Source organism: Dorea longicatena (assembly GCF_025150085.1).
GTDB classification, from domain to species: Bacteria; Bacillota; Clostridia; order Lachnospirales; family Lachnospiraceae; genus Dorea_A; species Dorea_A longicatena.
Genome location: NZ_CP102280.1, coordinates 2,258,661 through 2,281,684, shown reverse-complemented (window position 1 = coordinate 2,281,684; position 23,024 = coordinate 2,258,661). Strand labels below are relative to the sequence as shown.

Sequence of the window (23,024 nt, the reverse complement as noted above, 5' to 3'; positions counted from 1 at the left end):
GGTGGCGTAAGTGACAGGGCTTATTGTTGTATTCCCGAATAAAGATAATGCAACCAATATCAGAAACCTGCTGGCCAGAGGAGGCATGGATGTAATTGGTGTGTGTACCACCGGTGCGCAGGCCATGCATTATGCAGATACTGTAGACGATGGGATCGTGGTCTGCGGTTATCGGATGAAAGATATGATGTATACACAGCTTCGTGAATATTTACCAGAGTCATTTGAAATGCTTCTGGTAGCATCACAGGACAAATGGAGCAGTGGTGATGTGGAAGGAATCGTAGGCCTTTCTACGCCGATTAAAGTATATGATCTTCTGAATACTGTGAATATGATGCTGCAATCCATGGACCGGAGACGTAAGAAACGAAGGAAAGAACTGAAAAACAGAGATCCGAAGCAGCAGGAGACGATCAGAAAGGCAAAAGAACTTCTGATGACACGTAATAATATGTCGGAGGAAGAAGCACACAGGTATCTTCAGAAAAGCAGCATGGACAGCGGGACGAATATGGTTGAAACAGCAGAGATGGTACTGAGCATTATGGCAGAGTAATATGTGAGACAATAAAAGGAGAGAAATGCATGAAGTTTACAAAGATGCAGGGACTGGGCAATGATTATGTCTATGTGAACTGTTTTGAAGAAAAGATAGAAAACCCGCCGGCGGTGGCGAGATATGTAAGTGACAGACATTTCGGAATTGGATCGGATGGACTGATCATGATCAATCCGTCCGAAGTAGCTGATTTTGAGATGGAGATGTATAACGCAGACGGTTCCCGCGGTGAGATGTGTGGAAATGGGATCCGGTGTGTGGCAAAATATGTCTATGATTACGGACTTACGGATAAGACACAGATCTCTGTAGAGACACTTGGCGGAATCAAATATCTGGATCTTACCGTAGAAGATGGAAAAGTGGTACTTGTCAAAGTAGACATGGGAAAACCGGAACTGAAATCAGATCTGATTCCTATCATATCAGAAAATGAAAAAGTAATTGATGAGCCAATCGAAGTAGATGGACAGGTATACCATATGACAGGTGTATCTATGGGAAATCCACATACAGTCATCTATGTGGATGATGTAAAGAATCTGGATCTGGAAAAGATCGGACCGAAATTCGAGAATCATGAGAGATTCCCAAAACGTATTAATACAGAATTTGTACATTGCATTGACCGGAATACAGTAGAGATGCGTGTATGGGAACGCGGTTCGGGTGAGACACTTGCATGTGGCACAGGAGCATGTGCCGTAGCCGTAGCCAGTATATTAAATAACTTGACAGATACGCGTGTTACGGTAAAATTATTAGGTGGAGACTTGCAGATCGAATGGGACCAGAAGAAGAATCATGTATTTATGACAGGCCCTGCAAAAGTTGTATTCGACGGCGTGATAGACATTACAGAGATAAAGGAGTAAGAAGATGTTTAAAGTAAACCAGGATTATTTGAAGTTACCAGGAAGCTATCTGTTCTCAACAGTAGCAAGAAAACAGCGTGAATATCAGGCAGCACATCCGGAAGCCGAGATTATTAAGTTAAGTATCGGTGATGTAACACAGCCTCTGGCACCGGCAATCGTTGAAGCTCTTCATGGAGCAGTTGACGAGATGGCACATGCAGAGACATTCCACGGATATGCACCGGATCTGGGATATGAGTTCTTAAGAAGTGCAATGGCTAAGAACGATTATCAGGCAAAAGGATGCGACATCAATGCAGATGAGATCTTCATTTCCGACGGAGCAAAAGAAGATTGCGGTAATATCCAGGAAATCTTCTCAAAGGACAGCAAGATCGCTGTATGTGATCCAGTATATCCGGTTTATGTAGATACAAATGTTATGGCAGGACGTACAGGTACATATGATGCTGCTACAGGAACATGGAGTAATGTCATCTATATGCCTTGTACAAAAGAGACGAACTTCGCACCGGAGATTCCGGAAGAGACACCGGATATCATTTATCTGTGCTTCCCAAATAACCCGACAGGTTCTACGATTACAAAAGAACTGCTGCAGAAATGGGTAGATTATGCAAATGAAGTCGGTGCAGTCATCATTTATGATGCAGCTTATGAGGCATATATTTCAGAAAAAGAAGTGCCGCATTCTATCTATGAATGTGACGGAGCAAGAACCTGTGCAATCGAGATCAGAAGTTTCTCTAAAAATGCAGGATTTACAGGCGTGCGTCTGAGTGCCACTGTAATTCCAAAAGATGTAAAATCCGGAGATGTGATGTTACATTCTCTGTGGGCAAGACGTCACGGTACAAAGTTTAACGGAACATCTTACATTATCCAGAAAGCAGGAGAGGCTGTATATTCTGACGCAGGAAAAGAGCAATTAAGCGCTCAGGTTGCTTATTACATGAACAATGCAAAAGTCATCAAAGAAGGCTTAAAAGATGCCGGATACAATGTATCAGGCGGTGTCAATGCACCATACATCTGGCTTGAGACACCTAAGGGAATGACCTCATGGGATTTCTTCGACTACCTGCTTGATAAGGCGAATGTAGTAGGTACTCCTGGATCAGGATTTGGACCAAGCGGAGAAGGATACTTCCGTCTGACTGCATTCGGAACATATGAGAATACGGTTGCAGCGATTGAAAGAATTAAGAAGATGTAATAATCCGGAAGCATTTACGGTGTAAATCTTGAAAGTTATAGCATAAGAAAAAATATGAAATAAAAAAACGGTCGGTATTCGTATGCTGAAAAAATAAAAGCATGCGAATACTGACCGTTTTTTTATTGCTATGTGTCCGGCACATGCGGTTACAATTCATACAGAAAGATTTGAAATCAGTCTTTCGGATATACTCGTAATTGAAGTTCTGTAATATGTTCGCTGATATCTGCCGATTGATGGTTGTCTACCCAGATCAGCTCCAGAAGAGGTCCATCCGGAACCAGACCGTGACGGGCTGCATAAGTTAAAAGTTCTGGAATATAAGTAACATTCTGACGGTAATCCCCTGCGTAGGTGAATGTAAGATAAGTGCCGCCACTGAGACAATACTCTCCGTAATTATCGATGATAAATACACCGGAATAATTTTCATACTGCCCGTTATTGATTTCCTTAAGCGGAAGGAATGAGCCAATGTTATGGTTGCTGATAATATAAAGATTCTCCGTATTTTTATTCAACAACTGTTTTACCAGAAGATCCATCTCCTCATCTGTATGGTAAGGTGTATTCAATGTATGGCAATAGCGGTCAGGGAACGTCTGCAGCCGGATTTTAAGTAATGTCTGGTCTTCGGCACCGGATAATGTCTGCAGACGTTCTTCAACGTTTTTCTGCAGGCGATTTAATTCCTGAATCTGCTGATGAATGGCATCGAGCTCTTCCGTGAGTAGTTTACGTGTATTTTCTACGCTTCGGTTGTCCATATATTCCCGGATCTTTTCCATAGGGAATCCCAGACGACGCAGATCGCGGATGATGTTCAGTCGCCACAGGTCATCAAGAGTATATAGCCGATAATTATTTTTCCCGCGTTTTGGTGCCAGAAGGCCCAGCTTTTCATAATAGCGGAGAGAATCTGGTCCGATATTGTATAGTTTGGATATTTCATTAATTTTGTAAAACTGCTTCATATGTTTTGTGCGATGGAACTAAGAAAGAGAGGCGCCTGATTTTTCGGCTTCTACAATATAATTACTGTTTGGAAGAGATAGTGCACCTGCTTCGAATGCGGCACGAAGCTGTGCAGTTGTACCATTTGGATGTGGACTTCCGTTTAAAATTAAAATATTCATAAGAAAACCTCCTGTGTATATGAAAATATGATACTTGACCTTAGTATTATACCAAGGTTTAAACTATAAATGAAAGAAAAGAACAAAAAGAAATGAGGTTTTATGAATGAGACTTGAGGGAAAGTCTTTAAAAAGTGATTTTTTACGTTTTATTATCCCATCGATCATTGCCCAGTGGGTATTCTCGCTTTATACCATGGTAGACGGAATATTTGTGGCAAGAGGAGTGTCAGAAGTGGCATTAACTGCCGTCAATATCTCAATGCCATTTACAACGGGGCTGTTTTCCATCTCTATCCTGTTTGCGGTGGGAAATTCGACAATCGTGGCGATTCTTTTGGGACAGGGAGAAAAAGAACGTGCAAATGAAGTGTTTACCCAGAATGTTGTGCTGCTTTGCACATTATCGGTTCTGATCACAATTCTTGTAATAGTGTTTCTAGAGCCGTTTGCCAGATTTCTGGGAGCAACTGATAATATTCTCTCTTATGCGAAAACATATATTGGAACAATTGCACCATTTTCCATGGTATATATTCTCTCTTATTCATTTGAGACGTTGATCAAGACGGATGGCTATCCAAAACTTGCAACAATCTATGTAACGTCCGGGAGCGTACTGAACTGTATCCTGGATTATATTTTGGTCATGGTGTTACATAAAGGTGTCTGGGGGGCAGCGTTTGCTACGGGAATCTCGCAGACAGCAGTGATCCTCTTGTATCTGTGGCATTTCCTCGGACCGAAAGGAACGATAAGATTTTCGAAGTTCCATTTGATGCCGTCAGAAATCTGGCGTCAGATTCGCAATGGTATGTCGTCCGGCGTGACGGAATTCTCAAGTGGAATCATTATCTTCTTCTTTAATCAGGCAATCCTGAAGTACATCGGAGAATACGCACTGGTAAGTTATACGATCATCTCGTATGTGAATACGATCGTTGTCATGTCCATGGCAGGCATTGCACAGGGATCACAGCCATTGATCAGCTATTATTATGGGAAAAATGAACCGGGTAAATATAAAAAGCTTTTGAAATATGGAATCACGGCGGCTCTTGTGGGTTCCGTAGGAGCAGTTGTCGTATGTTATATGGGAGCAGGCGGCATTGTAAGACTGTTTTTGAAAGAAAGTGAAGCATCGTTGATTAAGTATTCCGTAAGGGTGTTCCGTATCTTTATCCTGTCTTTCCTGATTGCGGGACTCAATGTGGTTCTTGGCGGATATTTTACTTCTGTAGAAAGGGCCGGATTTGCAACGATGATCTCGCTTACAAGGAGTCTGGTTGCACTGGTGATCAGTCTGGTGTTCCTTACGGCAGTATTTGGAGGAGAAGCGATCTGGTGGGCACCGGTGATTGCGGAGAGCTGCTGTGTGGTGCTGGCACTGGGGCTTTATCGGTGGTACAGGAAAAGAGAAAAATGATAAAATATTTCAATTGGAAATATTTACATATATAGCATAGAGGAATATAGATGAAATCTAGCAGATGATGTTACTGCAATCACAATTATTATGCTGGAGCGGTGTGCAGGTAGAAGAAATTGCTGTGAATAAAGGCCTGGTTGTCGAAGAACCGGGAAGACGCTTTGAAAAGGGATACAAAGAACATCTCTGGGAAAGTTATAACAAATACAGCCATGAAGATACAGAGATTCTGATTGAAGTACAGCCAAAGTATGTGGAAGTCCGGGATACCAGTGATGACGGATATGCGTTCCAGTTATTCATAGACTTTGAAAATAAAACGGTAGAACCAAAAATTTATGACAAAAAATAACTTTTTTTAAAAATCCTATTGACTTTTCTCTGTATCCGAGTATAATTAATATTCGCTGGACAACTTAAGAACAGCAGAGAAAAGTCACATTGATGCGGATTGGTGTAATGGCAGCACAGCAGACTCTGACTCTGTTAGTAGAGGTTCGAGTCCTCTATCCGTAGTTACAATGCCGGATACTTCATTAAGAAGTATCCGGTTTTTCATATTGTCGGAAATGTATGAAAAAAATCAAAAATACCTATTGACTTTTTTCTAAAAATCAGTATAATAATATTTGTTCGCTGAACAATGCAGAACATAACACTGATGCGGATTGGTGTAATGGCAGCACAGCAGACTCTGACTCTGTTAGTAGAGGTTCGAGTCCTCTATCCGTAGTTCCTTGGCAGGGGCGCCGGATGCTTTTGAAAGTGTCCGGTTACTTTTTAAAATTGCATATATCGGAGTGTGGCTCAGCTTGGTAGAGCGCTACGTTCGGGACGTAGAGGTCGCGTGTTCGAATCACGTCACTCCGATTGAATGATACAGTATCTGATATAGGTACTGTATTTTTTTATGTCAAAGAGTGTAATTCTTGGTATTTGTAAAAACGTCAGCGATATATGGTTTATAGATGCTTTAATTGCTATAGCTTAAAGCTATAGCAACACACAAGTTATATGTATTATCCAAATCATCCAAATCATGCTACTCTATATCCAGACAAAAACAACAGGAAGAAAAGCACAGGAGGATATAGAAAATGAGCAAATACCAGACACCATACAGATATGATTTTGTGGGAAGCTTTTTAAGACCACAGGAAGTAAAACAGGCAAAAGCAGATTACAGCGAAGGAAAGATCACAAAAGAAGAATGTGATGCAATCGTTGATAAGGCAGTCACAGAAGTAGTTGCAAAGCAGAAAGAATTGGGATTCCACATCATTACAGACGGAGAATTCAGAAGAACTTACTGGCATCTGGACTTTATGTGGGGATTCGAAGGCGTTGGTCATGAGCAGACAGGAGCCGGCGTACAGTTCAATGCAGAGATGGCAGCAGTAGAAGATACTTACCTGACAGGAAAAGTAAAGGCAAAAGCACATCCATTTGTAGAAGGATTCAAATTCTTAAAACAGTTCGAAGATGAGAACACCGTTGCAAAATATACAATCCCGGCACCGGCACAGATGTTCCAGCAGATGATCGTTCCGGCAAACTTTGAGAATACAAGAAAATATTATGCAACAAACGAAGAATTGATTCAGGACATCGGAAAAGCATATCAGGAAGTTATCAGACAGTTCTATGAAGCGGGGTGCAGTAACCTTCAGTTAGATGACTGTACATGGGGCGCAATCGTAGGAGATGCCGCAAAGCAGAGATATGAGAGACTGGGGCTGGATCTGAACAAAGTAAAAGCACAGTTACTGGAAGTGAATAACCTTGCATTAGAAGGAAAACCGGAAGATATGGTGATTACTTCACATATCTGCAGAGGTAACTATCACTCTACATTCTTCACAAGCGGCCCATATGATTCCGTAGCAGACTATGTATTTGCAAAGGAAAATGTAGACGCTTTATTCCTGGAGTATGATGATGCAAGATCGGGCGGATTTGCGCCGCTGGCAAAGGTTTCAGAAGATAAGAAAGTCGTTCTGGGACTGATCACAACTAAGTCACCGGAACTTGAAGACAAAGAAACAGTGATCAAACGAATCTATGAAGCAGCAAAATATATTCCACTTGAGAGATTGTGTTTAAGCCCGCAGTGCGGATTTGCATCCTGTGAAATTGGTAACAAACTGACAGAAGAAGAGCAGTGGGCAAAATTAAAACTGGTGAAAGAAATCGCAGAAGAGGTATGGAAGGACGCATAAGACCATACATACCGAAGTATCAAACAGCAGATTTACAATACGCTGCTCGAAGAAAAAAGGAATCCCAAAGATCACATTGATCCGGGATTCCTCTTTTTCTGTTCTCGTTATTCATTTAATCTACATGATACACATAATTCTCTTTACGAGGCTTCGCTTTCGGCACATCTCCGGCCGGATATCCGAGCACGCAGTGTCCGATGCCTTCATAATCACCTTCCACGCCCCATTTTTTCAAAAGAGCCTTACCTTCTTCCGATGCAAAGACTTCTTTCGCCCGGTGGATCCAGCAGCTTCCGATTCCAAGAGAAGCGGCAGCATTCATCAGATTGCCCATGACAAGGCTTCCGTCATAGATATGTGTCGGTCTGTTCTTATCAGCTAATACAACCAGGACAACCGGTGCTCCGTAGAACGGATCTGTATCAGTTCCCATGACATCCGCATTCATTTTGGAAAGCTGATCGCGGGTGGCTTTGTCTGTAACGGCAACAATAACCGGTGACTGCATTCCCATGCCGGTTGCGGCATAAGTGCCTGCTTCAAGAATCAGATCCAGATCTTCTTTCGGGATCATGTCCGGTTTGTAACCGCGTACACTGCGGCGTTCGATCATGTTTTTAATACTTTCGTTCATAAATCAAGACTCCTTTAGAATACAGTGAAAAAATAAAATCTCATAATATAAAAAGAAAATAAAACGAAACGGATGATTTACACTTCTTTGTTCTCGTATACATGTCTCTTGATCGCTTCGAAACTTTCTTTACTGATCACATGCTCCATCTTACATGCATCGGCAGCAGCGACATCCGCAGGTACGCCGAGATGTATCAGCCAGGATGATAAAAGTGTGTGGCGTTCGTAAATCATATTTGCAATCTCCAGGCCGGATGGTGTCAAATGAATAAATCCCTGCTCATCTACTTTAATATGTTCCTTCTCGCGAAGGTTCTTCATGGCAACACTGACGCTGGATTTCTTGAATCCAAGCTCATTGGCAATATCTACGGAACGCACTACAGGCAGTTTCTGGCTTAAAATCAGAATCGTTTCAAGGTAGTTCTCAGCAGATTCATTTAATACATTGCTCATAATAAGTCATTCCTTCCTTCATACGTTAACATTGAATTTAGTATAGCATAGTTCCAAATTACTGGCAAATAAAAGAAAAATCTTAATGAGAAAAAATAATCAATAAAATGAAATAAAGTGGTTGACAGCTAACGAACGTTAGCATATACTAACTATTGCAGGAGATAATGAAAACATTTATCATTATCAAAATCATTATCAAAACAGGCAGAGAAAATGCAAAAAATCATACATAAAGAAAACGAGGTGTTATTATGCCGCTTACAATGGCCGGTATCGGTGAAACAAACACAATCTCACGTATTGGTGGAAATGAAGAGACAAGACGTTTTCTGGCAAATCTTGGATTTGTTGCAGGAGCGGAAGTTGTTGTACTGTCGAAGATCGGAGGCAATGTGATCGTAAATGTCAAAGACTCCAGAGTGGCAGTAAATGAGGATATGGCGCGGCACATCATGGTTTAGTACCGGGGTGTCTGCTGTATTATAGATACTAACAATCTAAGGAAAGGAGAAACAGCAATGACTTTAGGTGATGCAAAAGTTGGAAGTACAGTTGTTGTAACGAAGATTGAAGGGGACAGCGCATACAAGCGCCGTATTATGGATATGGGCATTACAAAAGGAAGCGAGCTGTATATCAGAAAGGTAGCTCCACTTGGAGATCCTGTAGAGATTACAGTAAGAGGCTATGAGCTTTCAGTAAGAAAAGACGATGCTCAGTGTGTCCAGGTAAAATAAGACTTACCGAAGGAACTGACAGATACATATTGTCGCATTAGAATTTACACGTTCAAGGAGGTAAATAGGAATGGGAATCAAGATCGCACTTGCGGGAAACCCAAACTGTGGTAAAACCACAATGTTTAACGCCTTAACGGGTGCCAACCAGTATGTTGGTAACTGGCCAGGTGTTACAGTAGAGAAAAAAGAGGGAAAATTAAAAGGAAAGAGAAAGAACGATGACATCATCGTAACAGACCTTCCGGGTATCTATTCTCTTTCGCCATATACACTGGAAGAAGTAGTTAGTCGTGATTATATCTTAAATGATGATCCGGATGTTATCATCGATCTTGTAGATGCAACGAATATCGAGCGTAACCTGTATCTTACTACACAGCTTATCGAGACAGGTGTGCCGGTAGTTATCGCACTGAACATGACAGATCTTCTGGAGAAGAGAGGAATCAAGATTGATACAAATAGGCTTTCAATGTTATTAGACTGCCCGATTGTTGAAACTTCTGCTTTGAAGCAGACAGGACTGGATACTCTGATTGAGACAGCAATCAAAGTAGCTAATAAAAAAGAAGTTGATCTTCCAAGAGAAATCTTCTCTAAAGAAATGGAAGCAGCAGTTGCAGACGTGAAGGGAGTTCTTCCGGATACAATCTCAGAAGACAAGAAGAGATGGTATGCTGTGAAATTCCTTGAGAACGACAGCAAGGTTGTAGAAAGTATGAACCTTTCCGCAGCAGCAAAGGCAGCAGTTGATAAAGACAGAAAAGAACTTGAGACAAAGCACGACGATGATATGGAAAGTATCGTAACAGATGAACGTTACAAATTCATCCAGAAGATCGTTGAGACAACTGTCAAAAAAGGAAAAGACAAATTGACAACATCCGATAAGATCGACAGAATTGTTACAAACCGTATTCTTGGTATCCCGATCTTCATCGCAGTTATGTTTGTTGTTTATTACATTTCCGTAACAACAATCGGTACAATCGTTACAGACTGGACGAATGATACATTCGTAGTTGCAATTCAGGATATCGCTTCAAAAGGACTTGAAGCAGCCGGCGTAAGCAGCGTGATCGAAGGATTGGTAGTTGATGGTATCATCGGCGGTATCGGAGCTGTTCTCGGATTCGTTCCGCAGATGGCAATCCTGTTCCTCTTCCTTTCTATCCTGGAAGACTGCGGATATATGGTACGTATCGCATTCGTTATGGACCGTGTATTCAGACACTTCGGACTGTCTGGTAAAAGTTTCATTCCACTTCTGATCTCATCAGGTTGTGGTATCCCTGGAATTATGGCTTCTAAGACCATTGAGCAGGACAATGACAGACGTCTGACAATCATGACAGCAACATTCATCCCATGCGGAGCTAAATTACCGGTTATCGCATTAATGGGTGGAGTTATGACAAGCTATGCAACAGGAAGCTACACGGCAGGTGGATTTATGGCACCTATCATGTACTTCGTAGGTATCGTAGCAGTATTAGTAGCAGCAATCATCCTGAAGAAGACAAAACCATTCTCAGGAAAACCGGCACCATTCGTTATGGAGCTTCCACAGTATCATATTCCACAGGCTAAGACAGTTCTTCTCCATGTATGGGAAAGACTGAAAGGATTCATCATCAAAGCCGGAACAATCCTGTTCCTTGCTTGTGTAGTAATGTGGTTCCTTGGTGGATTCGGATTCACAAATGGCGGATTCGGACTTGTAGACGACAGTGCAGACAGCTTACTTGCAGCAATCGGTGGATTTATCGCACCAATCTTTGCACCACTTGGATTTGGAGAGTGGCAGCCAGTAGCAGCTTCTCTTTCCGGATTCACAGCAAAAGAAGCAATCGTTTCAACAATGGGTGTACTTGCGAACGTAGCAGAGAGCCAGTCAGAAGATACTGTAACAGTAGCTCAGGCTATCCAGAACTGGTTCCCAAGTGCAGTAGCAGCATTTTCATTCCTGTTATTCAACCTGTTAGATTCCCCTTGTCTGGCAGCCATAGCAACGATGGCACAGCAGATGCAGTCTAAGAAATGGTTCTGGTTTGCAATCTTGTTCCAGAATGTATTCGCTTATCTCGTAACACTTTGTGTATACCAGATCGGTACATTAGTAACCGGCGGCGGATTTGGAGTTGGTACAGCAGTGGCATTTGTGGTAGTAGCAGTCATGCTGTTCCTGTTATTCAGACCTGATCCGTATAAAGATCAGAAAGTTTATTCCAAACGTTCTGTAAATGCATAAGTAGAGCGGACCGGACGTAACTCATTTACGTCCGGATTTCCCTTTGAAGGAGGCAGTTTTCATGGTAGCCATTTTAGCAGATATCATTATTTTAGCATTAATATTAGGGTATTGCGCATACCTGGTATACGGAATTGTGAAGAGATTTAAAAATGGAGTCATCCAGGGATGCGGCGGCAGCTGTGCCGGATGCAGTGGATGCGGTGGTGGATGCTGCAGTTCAGATCCTGATGAAGTGAAAAAAATGATCGAAAATATGTATGGTAAATAAAGGAGTTGGCAGTCATGGGCAATTCGACAAGCTCTATGTTCTACCTGTTCGTGATCGTGATTGTCCTTTACATTGTCGGTGCTTCTATCTATCAGGCATTTCTCTGGTTCAGGAAATGGCAGGAGAAAAAAAGAGACGAAAAGTTCAGCATGGATAATGAGGAGAACAAAGAATAGAGGGATAGAGATATGGCAGATATTATAGTTGTATTAATCGTGATCGTTCTTCTTGGATTTGCACTGAGAGGAGCAATCAGGCATTTTAAAGGTGACAGTCCCTGCTGTGGCGGCGGAACCGGTATCATCAAAACTGACGATAAAGAACTGAAGAATCCGGTGATTGGAAAGAAGATAGTTCATATCGAAGGTATGACCTGTGAGCACTGCGTACAGTCAGTAAAGAAAGCGTTAAATGAGATAGAAGGTGTTTCGGCAAGAGTGGACTTACAGAAGAAAGAAGCAGTGGTGTCTTATGACCGTGAGATTGCAAATGATGTTTTGAAAAAAACAGTTGAAAAAGCAGGATTTCAGGTTGCTTCTATTACAGAGTAGATACGATAGGAGGATGACAGGTGGATAAGGCAAAAGAAGCGATTGTACAGAAACTAAAAGCCAGTGGATGCAGGATCACCAAGCAGAGACTGATGCTTCTGGATATTATACTGGAAGAAAACTGTTCCTGTTGCAAAGAAATCTATTACCGCGCATCTCGGATCGATCCAAGCATCGGAACAGCAACCGTATACCGGATGATCAACAAGCTGGAGGAAATCGGAGCGATCAATCGAAGAAATATGTATAAAGTAGCATGTGATCCGGACTGTGACCTGCAGAATGCATGTACGGTTGAACTGGACGATGATACGATCAAGCATCTGTCTGCAAAGAACTGGAATGCTGTGATACAGGCAGGACTGAAAGCATGTGGTTATGTAGAAGATCAGAAAGTACGGAACATAACAGTGCAGTCATAAATATGCAGTTGATAAAATTTATCAATAGCCTGAAAATATTTGAAAAGGACATTCCTTGGTGTTATAATTTGCAGAAACAAAAACGACTGCCGGACACAAATGAAGGGATGTCCTTTTTGTTATAATGTTTGTAGTGATGAATTAATAAATATACAATGGAGGAAATACATATGTTAAATTTAAAAGACATTAATTGGAAAAAACCAGGACTTTTTGCGGCAGGAGTAGCTTTCGGAACAGCGGGAATCAAGATCCTGACAAGTGATGATGCAAAGAAATTATATACAAACTGTACAGCAGCCGTATTAAGAGCAAAATCTTGTGTGATGAAGACTGCAACAAGCGTTCAGGAGAATGCAGGAGATATTTTAGCAGAAGCAAAGCAGATCAATGAAGACAGAGCAGCAGAAGTTGTAGATGATTTTTGCGAGACAGAAGAGACAGCAGAAGATACTGCTGAAGCAACAGAAGAATAAAAATCCGGCACTGAAGATAAAGAAAAGTTGCCGAAAATACATAGACACAGGCACCTGCGGAACATCTGCAGGTGCTTTTGTAAGACTAGCAAGAGGTGACAAGAGTGAAATTTAAGATTAAGCATGAGATAAGAGGAAGAATCCGTATCCACATGGAGCAGAAACGCATGACTCATGAACAGGCGGACATTCTTCTCTTTTATTTGCAGAATATAGACGGCGTATTCCGCGCAGATGTCTATGACAGAACGGCGGACGCAACGATTCATTATAAGGGAAACAGAGAAACAATCATCGAAGGACTCCGCAGATTCCGTTATGAGGAAGTAGAAGTGCCGAATGGCCTGTTAGAGACATCCGGAAGAGCAATGAATGCAGAGTATCAGGAGAAACTGGTGGATAAGATTCTGTTCCATTATGGAAGAAAATTCTTACTGCCATATCCGATCTCGGCAGCATATACAACGATCATGTCGGCAAAATATATCTGGAAAGGCATCAAGACCCTGATGGAAAGAAGGATTGAAGTTCCGGTACTGGATGCAACAGCAATCGGAGTATCAATCTTCAGAAGTGATTTCAGTACGGCAAGTTCGATCATGTTCTTGCTTGGAATCGGTGAACTCTTAGAAGAGTGGACACATAAAAAGTCTGTAGATGACCTGGCAAGAACCATGTCATTAAATGTAGGAAAAGTATGGTTAAAGACCGGAGATCAGACGGTTCTGGTTTCTTCTAATCAGATCAAATCCGGAGACCAGGTTGTCGTACATATGGGAAATGTCATCCCGTTTGACGGAGAGGTTGTGGATGGAGAAGCTATGATCAATCAGGCTTCACTGACAGGAGAATCTGTTCCGGTAAGAAGAACTACAGGAAATTATGTTTATGCCGGAACTGTTGTAGAAGAAGGAGAAGTGACAGTCGATGTTAAAGCAGTCGGCGGTTCCAGCCGTTATGAGAAGATTGCAGCAATGATCGAAGAATCCGAGAAATTAAAATCCGGACTGGAAAGCAGGGCAGAGCATCTTGCAGATAAACTAGTTCCGTATTCGCTTGGCGGTACGGCCCTTACTTATCTGCTTACAAGAAATGCAACAAAGGCACTGTCGATTCTGATGGTAGACTTTTCATGTGCATTAAAGCTCGCTATGCCAATCTCCGTACTTTCTGCAATCCGTGAAGCAGGTATGTACAAGATTACTGTAAAAGGTGGAAAATATCTGGAAGCGGTTGCCGAAGCAGATACGATCGTATTTGACAAGACCGGTACACTGACAAAGGCAAAACCGACGGTAGCAGAAGTGGTATCATTTAACGGAATGAGTGAGGATGAACTGCTCCGTATTGCTGCATGCCTGGAGGAACATTTCCCTCACTCAATGGCAAAAGCAGTGGTAAGCGCGGCAAAGACAAAACATTTGGATCACGAAGAAATGCATTCAAAAGTTGAGTATATTGTTGCTCACGGCATCTCAACACAGATTGAAGGAAAGAAAGCCGTAATCGGAAGTTATCACTTTGTATTTGAAGATGAAAAAGTAGTAATACCGGAAGGCATGGAAGAAAAATTTGAGAATCTGCCCGAAGAATATTCACATCTTTATATGGCAATTGAAGGAAAACTTGCAGCCGTGATCTGTATCGAAGATCCACTGCGTGAAGAAGCAGTAGAAGTGATTCGTGAACTGCGAAAGGCCGGACTTAGCAAAATTGTCATGATGACAGGTGACAGTGAACGTACAGCAAAGGCTATTGCAAAGCGTGTTGGTGTAGATGAATATTATGCGGAGGTATTACCGGAAGATAAGGCAGAATTCTGTGAAAGAGAAAAAGCAGCCGGACGTAAAGTTATCATGATTGGTGACGGTATCAACGATTCACCGGCACTTTCCGCAGCCAATGTAGGAATCGCAATCAGTGATGGAGCAGAGATTGCAAGAGAAATTGCTGATATTACAGTTGGCGCAGACAATTTAAAAGAACTGGTTACATTAAAGAAGATCAGTAACGGTCTGATCAAGAGAATCAGCCACAATTATCATTCAATTGTAGGATTCAATGCAGGACTGATCGCACTTGGTGTAGCAGGTATCATCATGCCGACAACATCCGCATTACTTCATAATACATCCACTCTGATCATTGGACTTAGAAGTATGCAGAATCTGCTCGATGAGTAAAGATACAATATGAAAAAATATCTAAAAAATAATGGATAAAGAAATGAACAGGGATGACAAAAGTCGTCCCTGTTCATTTTAATACGTGCGCCTTGCGGCGCACGTTTCTAACGGGTGAAAGTCCCTAATCCGCTCTAGTAGTGGGAATAATTATTGACCTCCTACCCGATCAAAGTATGCAAGAGAAGTTGCCGGTGGCAAGTTCTCTGTACGAAGGAAGAATAACTGTTGACTTTTGCGAAGCGCAAGTGTAGATTAAAAGATAGTCAATTTTGGAAGAACAAGACAGAAAAGAGGAAAAATATAAATGAAGAAAACAGGAAAACAAAATATCAGATGGAATACCATGAAAATTCTGGCAGTAGGTTTTCTAAGTGTAATTTTTCTTGGAGCGGTGCTTTTATGGTTGCCGGTATCTAACGAAAAATCAATCAGTTTTCTGGATGCGCTTTTTACATCAACATCATCGGTATGTGTGACCGGATTGGTTACAATTGTTCCCAAATACCAATTTACAATTACAGGAAAAGTAATTTTGCTGATTTTAATTCAGATTGGAGGATTGGGCGTGATTGCATGTATTACCGCATTTTTTATGCTTCTGAAAAGAAAGATTACGGTAAAAGAGAGAGTTGTTATTCAAGAAGCTTATAATATGAATTCTCTCGGTGGTCTGGTAGGTCTGGTACGTAAAATTTTGATTGGGACAGTAGTAGTAGAAGGAATTGGGGCCGTTTTTTACGCCATACAATTTATTCGGGACTATGGGGTTGCAAAAGGAATCTGGTATGGAATTTTTCATTCAATTTCTGCATTTTGCAACGCAGGAATTGACATCCTTGGAGATGACAGTCTGGCAAGATACGCAACAGATCCTTTGATTAATATTATAACAATGCTGTTGATTATCCTTGGCGGAATTGGTTTTACCGTGTGGTATGACGTGATTGATAACGGAAAGAAGATTTGGCATCGGGAAATTCCCGGAAAATGCTGGTTTACCAGACTTAAGTTACATTCAAAAATAGCGATCATTACAACGGGATTCTTATTGATAGCAGGGACAGTTTTGAACTTTGCACTGGAGTATCATAATCCGGCAACGATAGGGCATCTTAATACCGGACAGAAATTGATGGTTTCCGCATTTCAGGCTGTGACAACAAGAACGGCTGGGTTTAGTACATTTCAGCAATCTGGGATGTACGAAGAAACTGGTTTTTTAAATATTATTTTGATGTTTATAGGCGGTTCTCCGGGAGGAACTGCAGGTGGTCTGAAGACGACGACATTTGCACTTTTATTTCTCGCATTTCATACAATGCTTCGGGGAGGGCATGATATTGAATGTTTCCGGAGAAAAGTGGATGAAAAAAACTTCCATGTAGCATTTGTTACAATTATGTTGGCATTAGCTATATACATAACAGGAACAACATTTGTTGCTGTCATTGAACCAGATACAATTTCATTTCAGAGAATCATGTATGAGACCGCATCTGCAATGGCGACAGTTGGACTCTCGCAGGATCTGACAACACACTTGCGGACGGGAAGCAAGATTGTGCTGATGATAATGATGTATATAGGACGTGTCGGGCCTATGACCATTGCATTATTATTTGCAGGAAAGGTGAACTTAAAAGAAAAGATGCGGACACTTCCAACGGAAAAGATTATGATTGGGTAACAAGGAGGAAAAGATTATGAAGAAACAATTTGCAGTATTTGGTTTGGGAAGTTTTGGAGAAAGCATTGCATTAGAATTACAAAAACTTGGATGTGAGGTAGTTGCTGTAGATAAAGATATGGAGCGGGTAAATGGAATTGCTGATTCTGTATCATATGCGATGCAGGCAGATATTGGAGATCCAGAATTTATCAGATCTCTTGGAACAAGAAATCTGGACGCTGTTGTGATTGCTGAAGCAGAAAGTCTGGAAGCAAGTATTATGGCAGCACTTGAGTGTAAGGAAATTGGAGTACCGAACGTAATCGCAAAAGCAAAAAATAACCGTCATGCAACTGTATTAAAGAAAATCGGTGTGGATACCATCATTTTTCCGGAGAAAGAAATGGGAGTCCGTCTGGCAAAGAATCTTATGTCAGCCAGTTTTACAGATTGGATTGCACTATCTCCGGCCTATAGTATAGTGGAAACTCCAATGCCGGCTAAATGGAGTGGAAAAACTTTGAAAGAACTGGATGTGCGCCGGAACTATGAAGTGAATGTCGTAGGAATTAAAAGTGGGGCGCATGTAGAAGTCAACCCGGATCCTTTAGAAGTATTGCGAAAAGATATGGTTTTGATTTTGGTTGGATCTAATACAGCGTTAGAAGCATTATAAGGAAGAGTTGTATTTGGAATATTATACATATGAGACGGTTTTGCTAAAAATATTTACAATCTAAGAAGTTTAATGAGGATTTATGTCATTAAGCTTCTTTTTTTATACATAATTCTTGACAGCAAGGGAAGAATGATATAGTATTCAAATATAGATTGTTAGATATAACTAACGCTTGTTAGGAGGTACTAAGGTGATGGACAGATATCTGATTGAAAAATGTCTGGTGGAACATTGTTCGGCAACACTGGCATCTATGAAATCAGCAAATTTATTTAATATGACATTTGCAGATGATACAGACGTGGAAGATCAGATTGAGTTCTGGAATCAGTGCATGAAAGAAAAAGGAATCCGTCTCTATATATTACAGAGACAGGATAAACGTGTACTGGTCTATGTCTATCGGAAGAAACAGCTCGAGGTCAGTCTGAACCGGCCGGGAGTAGCAAAGTTCCTGAAGAAATACGGCTATGAAAGCACAGAGATCAAATATGCATTGAGCCGGTTAAAGTCAAGAATAGGGGAAAATAATGAATTTCCACATGAAATCGGAATTTTTCTGGATTATCCGCTTGGTGACGTGATCGGATTCATTGTGAATCAGGGACGCAATTTCAAATGCGCAGGATGCTGGAAGGTATATTGTGATGAGTGTGCATGCCGGAAAACATTTGCAAAATATAAAAAATGCAGAGATGTCTATGTACGTCTCTGGCAGCAGGGAAGAAGTGTTTTGCAGCTTACGGTAGCTGCCTGACATATAAATTTATCAATGAAAGAGGTAGAAACAATGAGTAAAATTGCAGTAGTATATTGGAGCGGAACAGGTAACACAGAGGCAATGGCCAACGAAGTAGCAGAAGGAGCAAAGGCGGCAGGAGCAGAAGTTGATGTATTAACGGCTTCAGAATTTGGCGCAGACAAGATGGACGCTTACGATGCAGTGGCATTCGGCTGCCCGGCTATGGGAGCAGAAGAACTGGAAGACAGCGAATTCGAGCCAATGTTCTCTGACTGTGAAGGAAAACTTGGAGGCAAGAAGATCGCACTCTTCGGATCTTATGGATGGGGAGACGGAGAATGGATGAGAACATGGGAAGAGACATGCAAGGCTGATGGAGCTGTTCTTGCATGTGATAGTGTACTTGCAAATGAAGCACCGGATGATGATGCAGTTGCAGCTTGCCAGGCACTTGGAAAGGCACTTTGCTAGCCGCGTTTTGATTCACCTAAAAAGATATGATATGCTGACGATAGTTAGAATAATCTAACTATCGTGTGAATAAATCATGGCATACTCCTTCTGTCTCATCCCTGAGCAAGAGAGGCAGAAGTAGTTCCATGGGAAAGGATCTTGACATGGAGAATTTTTTAGCAATTGAGAAGGTTATTGGAAGAGAGATTATTGATTCGAGAGGTAATCCGACGGTAGAGGCAGAAGTATATCTTCTGGATGGAACTGTAGGAAGAGGTGTAGCACCAAGCGGCGCATCTACAGGAGAATTCGAAGCACTGGAACTTCGTGACGGAGACAAATCACGTTTCGGCGGAAAAGGTGTAACCAAAGCCGTAGAGAATATTAATACAGTGATTAACGATGCACTGAAAGGTGTAGATGCATCAGACATTTATGCAGTAGATACAGCAATGATCGCAGCAGACGGAACAAAAGATAAATCGAACTTAGGAGCAAATGCAATCCTTGCGGTATCGATCGCAAGTGCACGTGCAGCAGCAAATGCACTGGAGATCCCGCTTTACCGTTTCCTCGGAGGCGTAAATGGTAACAGACTTCCGGTACCTATGATGAATATATTAAACGGAGGCGCACATGCGGCCAACACAGTTGACGTACAGGAATTCATGATCATGCCTGTAGGAGCACCAAGCTTCAAAGAAGCACTCCGCTGGTGTGCAGAAGTATTCCATGCACTGGCAGCATTATTAAAATCAAAAGGACTTGCAACTTCCGTAGGTGATGAAGGTGGATTTGCACCGGACCTTGCATCTGATGAAGAAGCAATCCAGTACATCTTAGATGCAGTAAAAGATGCTGGATATGAGCCTGGAAAAGACTTCATGATTGCTATGGATGCAGCATCTTCTGAATGGAAAGGTGAGAAGAAGGGCGAATATGTACTTCCAAAAGCAGGTACAAAATTTACTTCCGAAGAACTTATCGAGCACTGGAAGAAACTGGTAGACAAGTATCCGATCATCTCTATCGAAGATGCATTAGACGAAGAAGACTGGGAAGGATGGCAGAAACTGACAGCTGAACTTGGAGATAAGGTACAATTAGTCGGAGACGATCTGTTCGTAACGAATACAGAGAGACTTTCCAAAGGTATCGAACTTGGATGCGGTAACTCAATCCTTATCAAGTTAAACCAGATCGGATCAGTATCAGAGACACTGGAAGCAATCAAGATGGCTCATAAAGCCGGCTACACAGCTATCTCATCTCACCGTTCCGGAGAGACAGAAGATACAACAATTGCAGATCTTGCAGTAGCACTTAATACCTGCCAGATCAAGACAGGAGCACCTTCCAGATCAGAACGAGTTGCAAAATACAACCAGTTGCTGAGAATTGAAGAAGAACTTGGAACAAGTGCTGTATATCCTGGAAAAGCAGCATTTAATGTGAAGAAATAATAAGAGTTTAAAAAATATTTAAAACTTCATATCCGTTTATTTAATCCCCTTCTGTAGGATAGAGACTGAAAAAAGTCAAGTCGTACAGGAGGGGATTGTATTATGGAAAAAAAGATATATGGTCTGTCCATGCAGGAAGTAGAAGAAAAAAGGAAAAAAGGCGAAGGAGAGCAAGAACCGGAAAGCATTACAAAAAGCAAGAAACAGATCATCCGGGAAAATGTGCTGACATTATTCAATCTGTTGAATTTCATCATTGCAGGATTGTTATTCGCAGTGGGAGCGTATACCAACATGATCTTCATCGCGATCATTATACTGAATATCGTGATTGGGATCGCACAGGAATGCAAAGCCAAGAAACTGGTAGATGAATTATCTATTCTGAACCGGCCAGCTATAAAAGTAAGAAGAGAAGGCGAAGATCAGGAGATTGAATTAAAAGATATCGTAAAAGGAGATATCGTGATCCTGGAAAGCGGAAGCCAGATCTGCAATGACAGTATTGTTACAAGCGGCAGTCTGGAGGTCAATGAATCCCTTCTGACAGGAGAAAGTGATCCTGTGATAAAGGAAGTGGGAAGTACGTTATATTCAGGAAGTTCCGTGATTTCCGGTAAGGCCTGTGCGGAAGTCATCCATGTAGGAAATGATAACTATGCAACTAGTCTTGTAAACGAAGTAAAAAAAGAAAAGCAGGTACAGTCAGAGCTATTAGGCTCTATGAGAAAGGTTACAAGATTTACAAGTAGCTTGATTATTCCACTTGGAATCCTCTTATTCTTAGAAGCGTTTGTATTGCGGAAAGCACCGGTAAATGAATCGGTTGTCGCTTCAGCGGCGGCACTTCTCGGAATGCTTCCAAAAGGACTGGTGTTACTGATCTCTGTATCACTGGCAACCGGTGTGATCCGTCTGGCGAAGATGAAAATCCTGGTTCAGAATATCTATTCACTGGAAACACTGGCGCATGTAGATGTGCTGTGTCTGGATAAGACCGGAACCATTACAGATGGAAAACTGAAAGTAAAATATGTGATCCCGATGGACCGAGATGAAGAAATTAATCTGACGGAAGATGAAGAAAAACAGTTGGTACGGGCTTATCTGGATGCAAGTGATGATAATAATGCAACATTCCAGGCACTGAAAAAAGCATTTGCGGAGAAGAAGTCTGAAGAGAAAAATGTGGAAGAAAAAAATATCAGATATAAAGAAAAATATAATGACAGGACAGATAAAACGTACTTTATAAAGAATAAAATATCCTTTTCATCAAAACGAAAATGGGGAAGTATCAGTTTTATTGGAAAGGGAACCGTTTTTGTCGGTGCACCGGAGCGGATTCTTGGAACACTTCCGGAAAGTCTGGAAAATGAACTGGAGCATGGAAGAAGACTGGTAGCGATCGGATATTATGACGGAGAATGGAAAGATGAGGAACATTTACCGGCACAGATCCAGCCATTATACGGTGTCGTGCTTGAGGATCAGATCCGTCGCAATGCAAAAGAGACACTGGAATTTTTCCACAGACAGGGAGTAGATGTCAAAGTCATTTCCGGCGATCATGTCAAGACAGTTGCTATGATAGCAAAACGTGCAGGGCTGAGAGGATGGGCAGATGCAATTGATATGTCATCCGTCGGTGAGGAGCCGGATTATGATGCAATCTGCCGGGAGTATACCGTATTTGCAAGAGTGACACCTAAGCAGAAGCAGGAACTGGTAAAGGCATTCCAGAGACAGGGGCACAAGGTGGCAATGACCGGAGACGGAGTGAATGATCTTCTCGCACTCAGAGAAGCAGATTGTTCGATCGCAATTGCAGACGGAAGTGATGCAAGCAGACAGATCGCGCAGGTTGTCCTTATGGATTCTGACTTTACACACCTTCCGCAGGTAGTAATGGAAGGAAGAAAGGTCATCCATAATGTAACAAGAACAGCAGGAGTATTCTTTATAAAAACGATTTATTCGGTACTGGTATCCATCTTCTGTGTCCTTACGAATACGCCATTTCCATTCATTCCGATACAGATTACATTGATCGATGCGTGTATAGAAGCTTATCCGTCCTTCCTGACAATTCTGGAATCAGATACGAGACGGATCAAAGGAAGATTCCTTTCCACTGCGATCTGGAATGCGGCACCATTCGGAATTGTGGCCGCGGTGATGATAGGTGTTACAACGCTCTTTCTTCCGATGGCATCCGGCGAGAAACAGACAATCATGTACCTGACACTGATTATTATTTCCATGACAGCAGTGATCCGCAGTTGTATTCCGTTTAATGTATTGCGTGGATTTATCTGTGTTACAATGATATGTGGAACATTTGGAGCACTTGTGATCCTGCCGGGATTATTTGAGATCAGTGCGATGTCGGTTGCAATGTGGGGACATTTCCTGATCGGAAGTCTTACATCGGTTGCCGGACTGCTGATCATATTAAATTTAAGAGGACAGCAGGAAGAATACAAAGCACATATGCGTAAGAAAAAAATAAAAAGAGAAGCGTAAAGTAAAATCTGCAGACCGGCAATGCATAGAAGATAAGAATATGCTATGATGAAG

General features: G+C 41.7%; 25 protein-coding genes and 3 tRNA genes. 24 read left to right on the top strand and 4 right to left on the bottom strand.

Going from position 1 to position 23,024, the window contains the following annotated elements; genetic code table 11:
- The first annotated feature begins 10 nt into the window (after window positions 1–10).
- Genes NQ508_RS10880 through NQ508_RS10870 form a run of 3 tightly spaced genes read left to right on the top strand, consistent with a single transcriptional unit; the run spans window position 11 to window position 2,656 of the window.
- The gene (locus NQ508_RS10880; protein WP_044920385.1) at window positions 11–559 is read left to right on the top strand and encodes an ANTAR domain-containing response regulator; all 549 of its coding nucleotides are present in this window, start codon (window positions 11–13) and stop codon (window positions 557–559) included.
- Window positions 560–588: 29 nt separating this feature from the next.
- Complete coding sequence (dapF, locus tag NQ508_RS10875) at window positions 589–1,437, top strand: diaminopimelate epimerase (RefSeq protein WP_006428436.1); 849 nt, start codon at window positions 589–591, stop codon at window positions 1,435–1,437.
- A gap of 4 nt (window positions 1,438–1,441) precedes the next feature.
- Complete coding sequence (locus NQ508_RS10870; RefSeq protein WP_006428437.1) at window positions 1,442–2,656, top strand: LL-diaminopimelate aminotransferase; 1,215 nt, start codon at window positions 1,442–1,444, stop codon at window positions 2,654–2,656.
- 176 nt (window positions 2,657–2,832) lie between these two features.
- Here the strand turns inward: NQ508_RS10870 and NQ508_RS10865 are convergent, their stop codons facing one another.
- Together NQ508_RS10865 and NQ508_RS10860 are read right to left on the bottom strand one after the other, a co-directional pair.
- Window positions 2,833–3,633 (bottom strand): MerR family transcriptional regulator, encoded by an 801-nt coding sequence (locus NQ508_RS10865; protein ID WP_006428438.1) that lies wholly within the window; start codon window positions 3,631–3,633, stop codon window positions 2,833–2,835.
- An 18-nt stretch (window positions 3,634–3,651) separates the two neighbouring features.
- Window positions 3,652–3,795 (bottom strand): hypothetical protein, encoded by a 144-nt coding sequence (locus NQ508_RS10860; RefSeq protein ID WP_022415930.1) that lies wholly within the window; start codon window positions 3,793–3,795, stop codon window positions 3,652–3,654.
- Between the two features lie 106 nt (window positions 3,796–3,901).
- Between NQ508_RS10860 and NQ508_RS10855 the strand changes: the two genes are divergently transcribed.
- The 6 genes from NQ508_RS10855 to NQ508_RS10830 all read left to right on the top strand — a co-directional run bounded on the left by NQ508_RS10855 (window position 3,902) and on the right by NQ508_RS10830 (window position 7,443).
- Complete coding sequence (locus NQ508_RS10855; protein ID WP_006428439.1) at window positions 3,902–5,221, top strand: MATE family efflux transporter; 1,320 nt, start codon at window positions 3,902–3,904, stop codon at window positions 5,219–5,221.
- A gap of 64 nt (window positions 5,222–5,285) precedes the next feature.
- Entirely contained in the window at window positions 5,286–5,576 is a 291-nt protein-coding gene (locus NQ508_RS10850; protein ID WP_006428440.1) for a hypothetical protein, read from the top strand.
- Between the two features lie 93 nt (window positions 5,577–5,669).
- Window positions 5,670–5,740, top strand: a tRNA-Gln gene (locus NQ508_RS10845).
- Window positions 5,741–5,886: 146 nt separating this feature from the next.
- Window positions 5,887–5,957 (top strand) — tRNA-Gln (locus tag NQ508_RS10840).
- Between the two features lie 63 nt (window positions 5,958–6,020).
- A tRNA-Pro gene (locus NQ508_RS10835) sits at window positions 6,021–6,094 on the top strand.
- Between the two features lie 227 nt (window positions 6,095–6,321).
- Window positions 6,322–7,443: a 5-methyltetrahydropteroyltriglutamate--homocysteine S-methyltransferase gene (locus tag NQ508_RS10830; protein WP_006428441.1), complete on the top strand. Its 1,122-nt coding sequence runs from the start codon at window positions 6,322–6,324 to the stop codon at window positions 7,441–7,443.
- 115 nt (window positions 7,444–7,558) lie between these two features.
- On the opposite strand, the gene NQ508_RS10825 is transcribed toward NQ508_RS10830, so the two are convergent.
- Window positions 7,559–8,080, bottom strand: coding sequence for a nitroreductase (locus NQ508_RS10825; RefSeq protein WP_006428442.1), 522 nt, complete (start codon window positions 8,078–8,080; stop codon window positions 7,559–7,561).
- A 77-nt stretch (window positions 8,081–8,157) separates the two neighbouring features.
- The gene (locus NQ508_RS10820) at window positions 8,158–8,538 is read right to left on the bottom strand and encodes a metal-dependent transcriptional regulator (protein ID WP_006428443.1); all 381 of its coding nucleotides are present in this window, start codon (window positions 8,536–8,538) and stop codon (window positions 8,158–8,160) included.
- 254 nt (window positions 8,539–8,792) lie between these two features.
- On the opposite strand from NQ508_RS10820, the gene NQ508_RS10815 reads away from it, so the two are divergent.
- The 15 genes from NQ508_RS10815 (at window position 8,793) to NQ508_RS10745 (ending at window position 22,970) form a co-directional block, all read left to right on the top strand.
- On the top strand, window positions 8,793–9,002 hold the full coding sequence (locus NQ508_RS10815) for a FeoA family protein (RefSeq protein WP_006428444.1): 210 nt from the start codon (window positions 8,793–8,795) through the stop codon (window positions 9,000–9,002).
- Between the two features lie 57 nt (window positions 9,003–9,059).
- A complete protein-coding gene (locus NQ508_RS10810) occupies window positions 9,060–9,278 on the top strand; it encodes a FeoA family protein (RefSeq protein WP_006428445.1) in 219 nt (72 codons plus the stop codon).
- Window positions 9,279–9,348: 70 nt separating this feature from the next.
- Window positions 9,349–11,532, top strand: coding sequence for a ferrous iron transport protein B (feoB, locus tag NQ508_RS10805; protein ID WP_006428446.1), 2,184 nt, complete (start codon window positions 9,349–9,351; stop codon window positions 11,530–11,532).
- Between the two features lie 61 nt (window positions 11,533–11,593).
- On the top strand, window positions 11,594–11,803 hold the full coding sequence (locus NQ508_RS10800) for a FeoB-associated Cys-rich membrane protein (protein ID WP_022415935.1): 210 nt from the start codon (window positions 11,594–11,596) through the stop codon (window positions 11,801–11,803).
- Window positions 11,804–11,817: 14 nt separating this feature from the next.
- Entirely contained in the window at window positions 11,818–11,979 is a 162-nt protein-coding gene (locus NQ508_RS10795) for a hypothetical protein (protein WP_155115999.1), read from the top strand.
- A gap of 12 nt (window positions 11,980–11,991) precedes the next feature.
- Window positions 11,992–12,354: a heavy-metal-associated domain-containing protein gene (locus tag NQ508_RS10790; RefSeq protein WP_006428449.1), complete on the top strand. Its 363-nt coding sequence runs from the start codon at window positions 11,992–11,994 to the stop codon at window positions 12,352–12,354.
- A 20-nt stretch (window positions 12,355–12,374) separates the two neighbouring features.
- Complete coding sequence (locus NQ508_RS10785) at window positions 12,375–12,776, top strand: transcriptional repressor (protein ID WP_022415938.1); 402 nt, start codon at window positions 12,375–12,377, stop codon at window positions 12,774–12,776.
- A gap of 170 nt (window positions 12,777–12,946) precedes the next feature.
- Window positions 12,947–13,252, top strand: coding sequence for a DUF6110 family protein (locus NQ508_RS10780; protein WP_044920387.1), 306 nt, complete (start codon window positions 12,947–12,949; stop codon window positions 13,250–13,252).
- A 104-nt stretch (window positions 13,253–13,356) separates the two neighbouring features.
- Complete coding sequence (locus NQ508_RS10775; protein ID WP_044920389.1) at window positions 13,357–15,435, top strand: heavy metal translocating P-type ATPase; 2,079 nt, start codon at window positions 13,357–13,359, stop codon at window positions 15,433–15,435.
- Window positions 15,436–15,742: 307 nt separating this feature from the next.
- The gene (locus NQ508_RS10770; RefSeq protein ID WP_006428453.1) at window positions 15,743–17,125 is read left to right on the top strand and encodes a TrkH family potassium uptake protein; all 1,383 of its coding nucleotides are present in this window, start codon (window positions 15,743–15,745) and stop codon (window positions 17,123–17,125) included.
- A 16-nt stretch (window positions 17,126–17,141) separates the two neighbouring features.
- Window positions 17,142–17,783: a potassium channel family protein gene (locus tag NQ508_RS10765; RefSeq protein ID WP_006428454.1), complete on the top strand. Its 642-nt coding sequence runs from the start codon at window positions 17,142–17,144 to the stop codon at window positions 17,781–17,783.
- A gap of 196 nt (window positions 17,784–17,979) precedes the next feature.
- Window positions 17,980–18,543, top strand: coding sequence for a DUF3793 family protein (locus NQ508_RS10760; protein WP_006428455.1), 564 nt, complete (start codon window positions 17,980–17,982; stop codon window positions 18,541–18,543).
- 33 nt (window positions 18,544–18,576) lie between these two features.
- Window positions 18,577–18,999, top strand: coding sequence for a flavodoxin (locus NQ508_RS10755; RefSeq protein ID WP_022415942.1), 423 nt, complete (start codon window positions 18,577–18,579; stop codon window positions 18,997–18,999).
- Window positions 19,000–19,145: 146 nt separating this feature from the next.
- Window positions 19,146–20,444 carry a phosphopyruvate hydratase gene (eno, locus tag NQ508_RS10750; protein WP_022415943.1) on the top strand — a complete coding sequence of 433 codons (1,299 nt, stop codon included), beginning with the start codon at window positions 19,146–19,148 and terminating at the stop codon, window positions 20,442–20,444.
- A gap of 102 nt (window positions 20,445–20,546) precedes the next feature.
- On the top strand, window positions 20,547–22,970 hold the full coding sequence (locus tag NQ508_RS10745; protein WP_006428458.1) for a cation-translocating P-type ATPase: 2,424 nt from the start codon (window positions 20,547–20,549) through the stop codon (window positions 22,968–22,970).
- Window positions 22,971–23,024 lie beyond the last annotated feature (54 nt).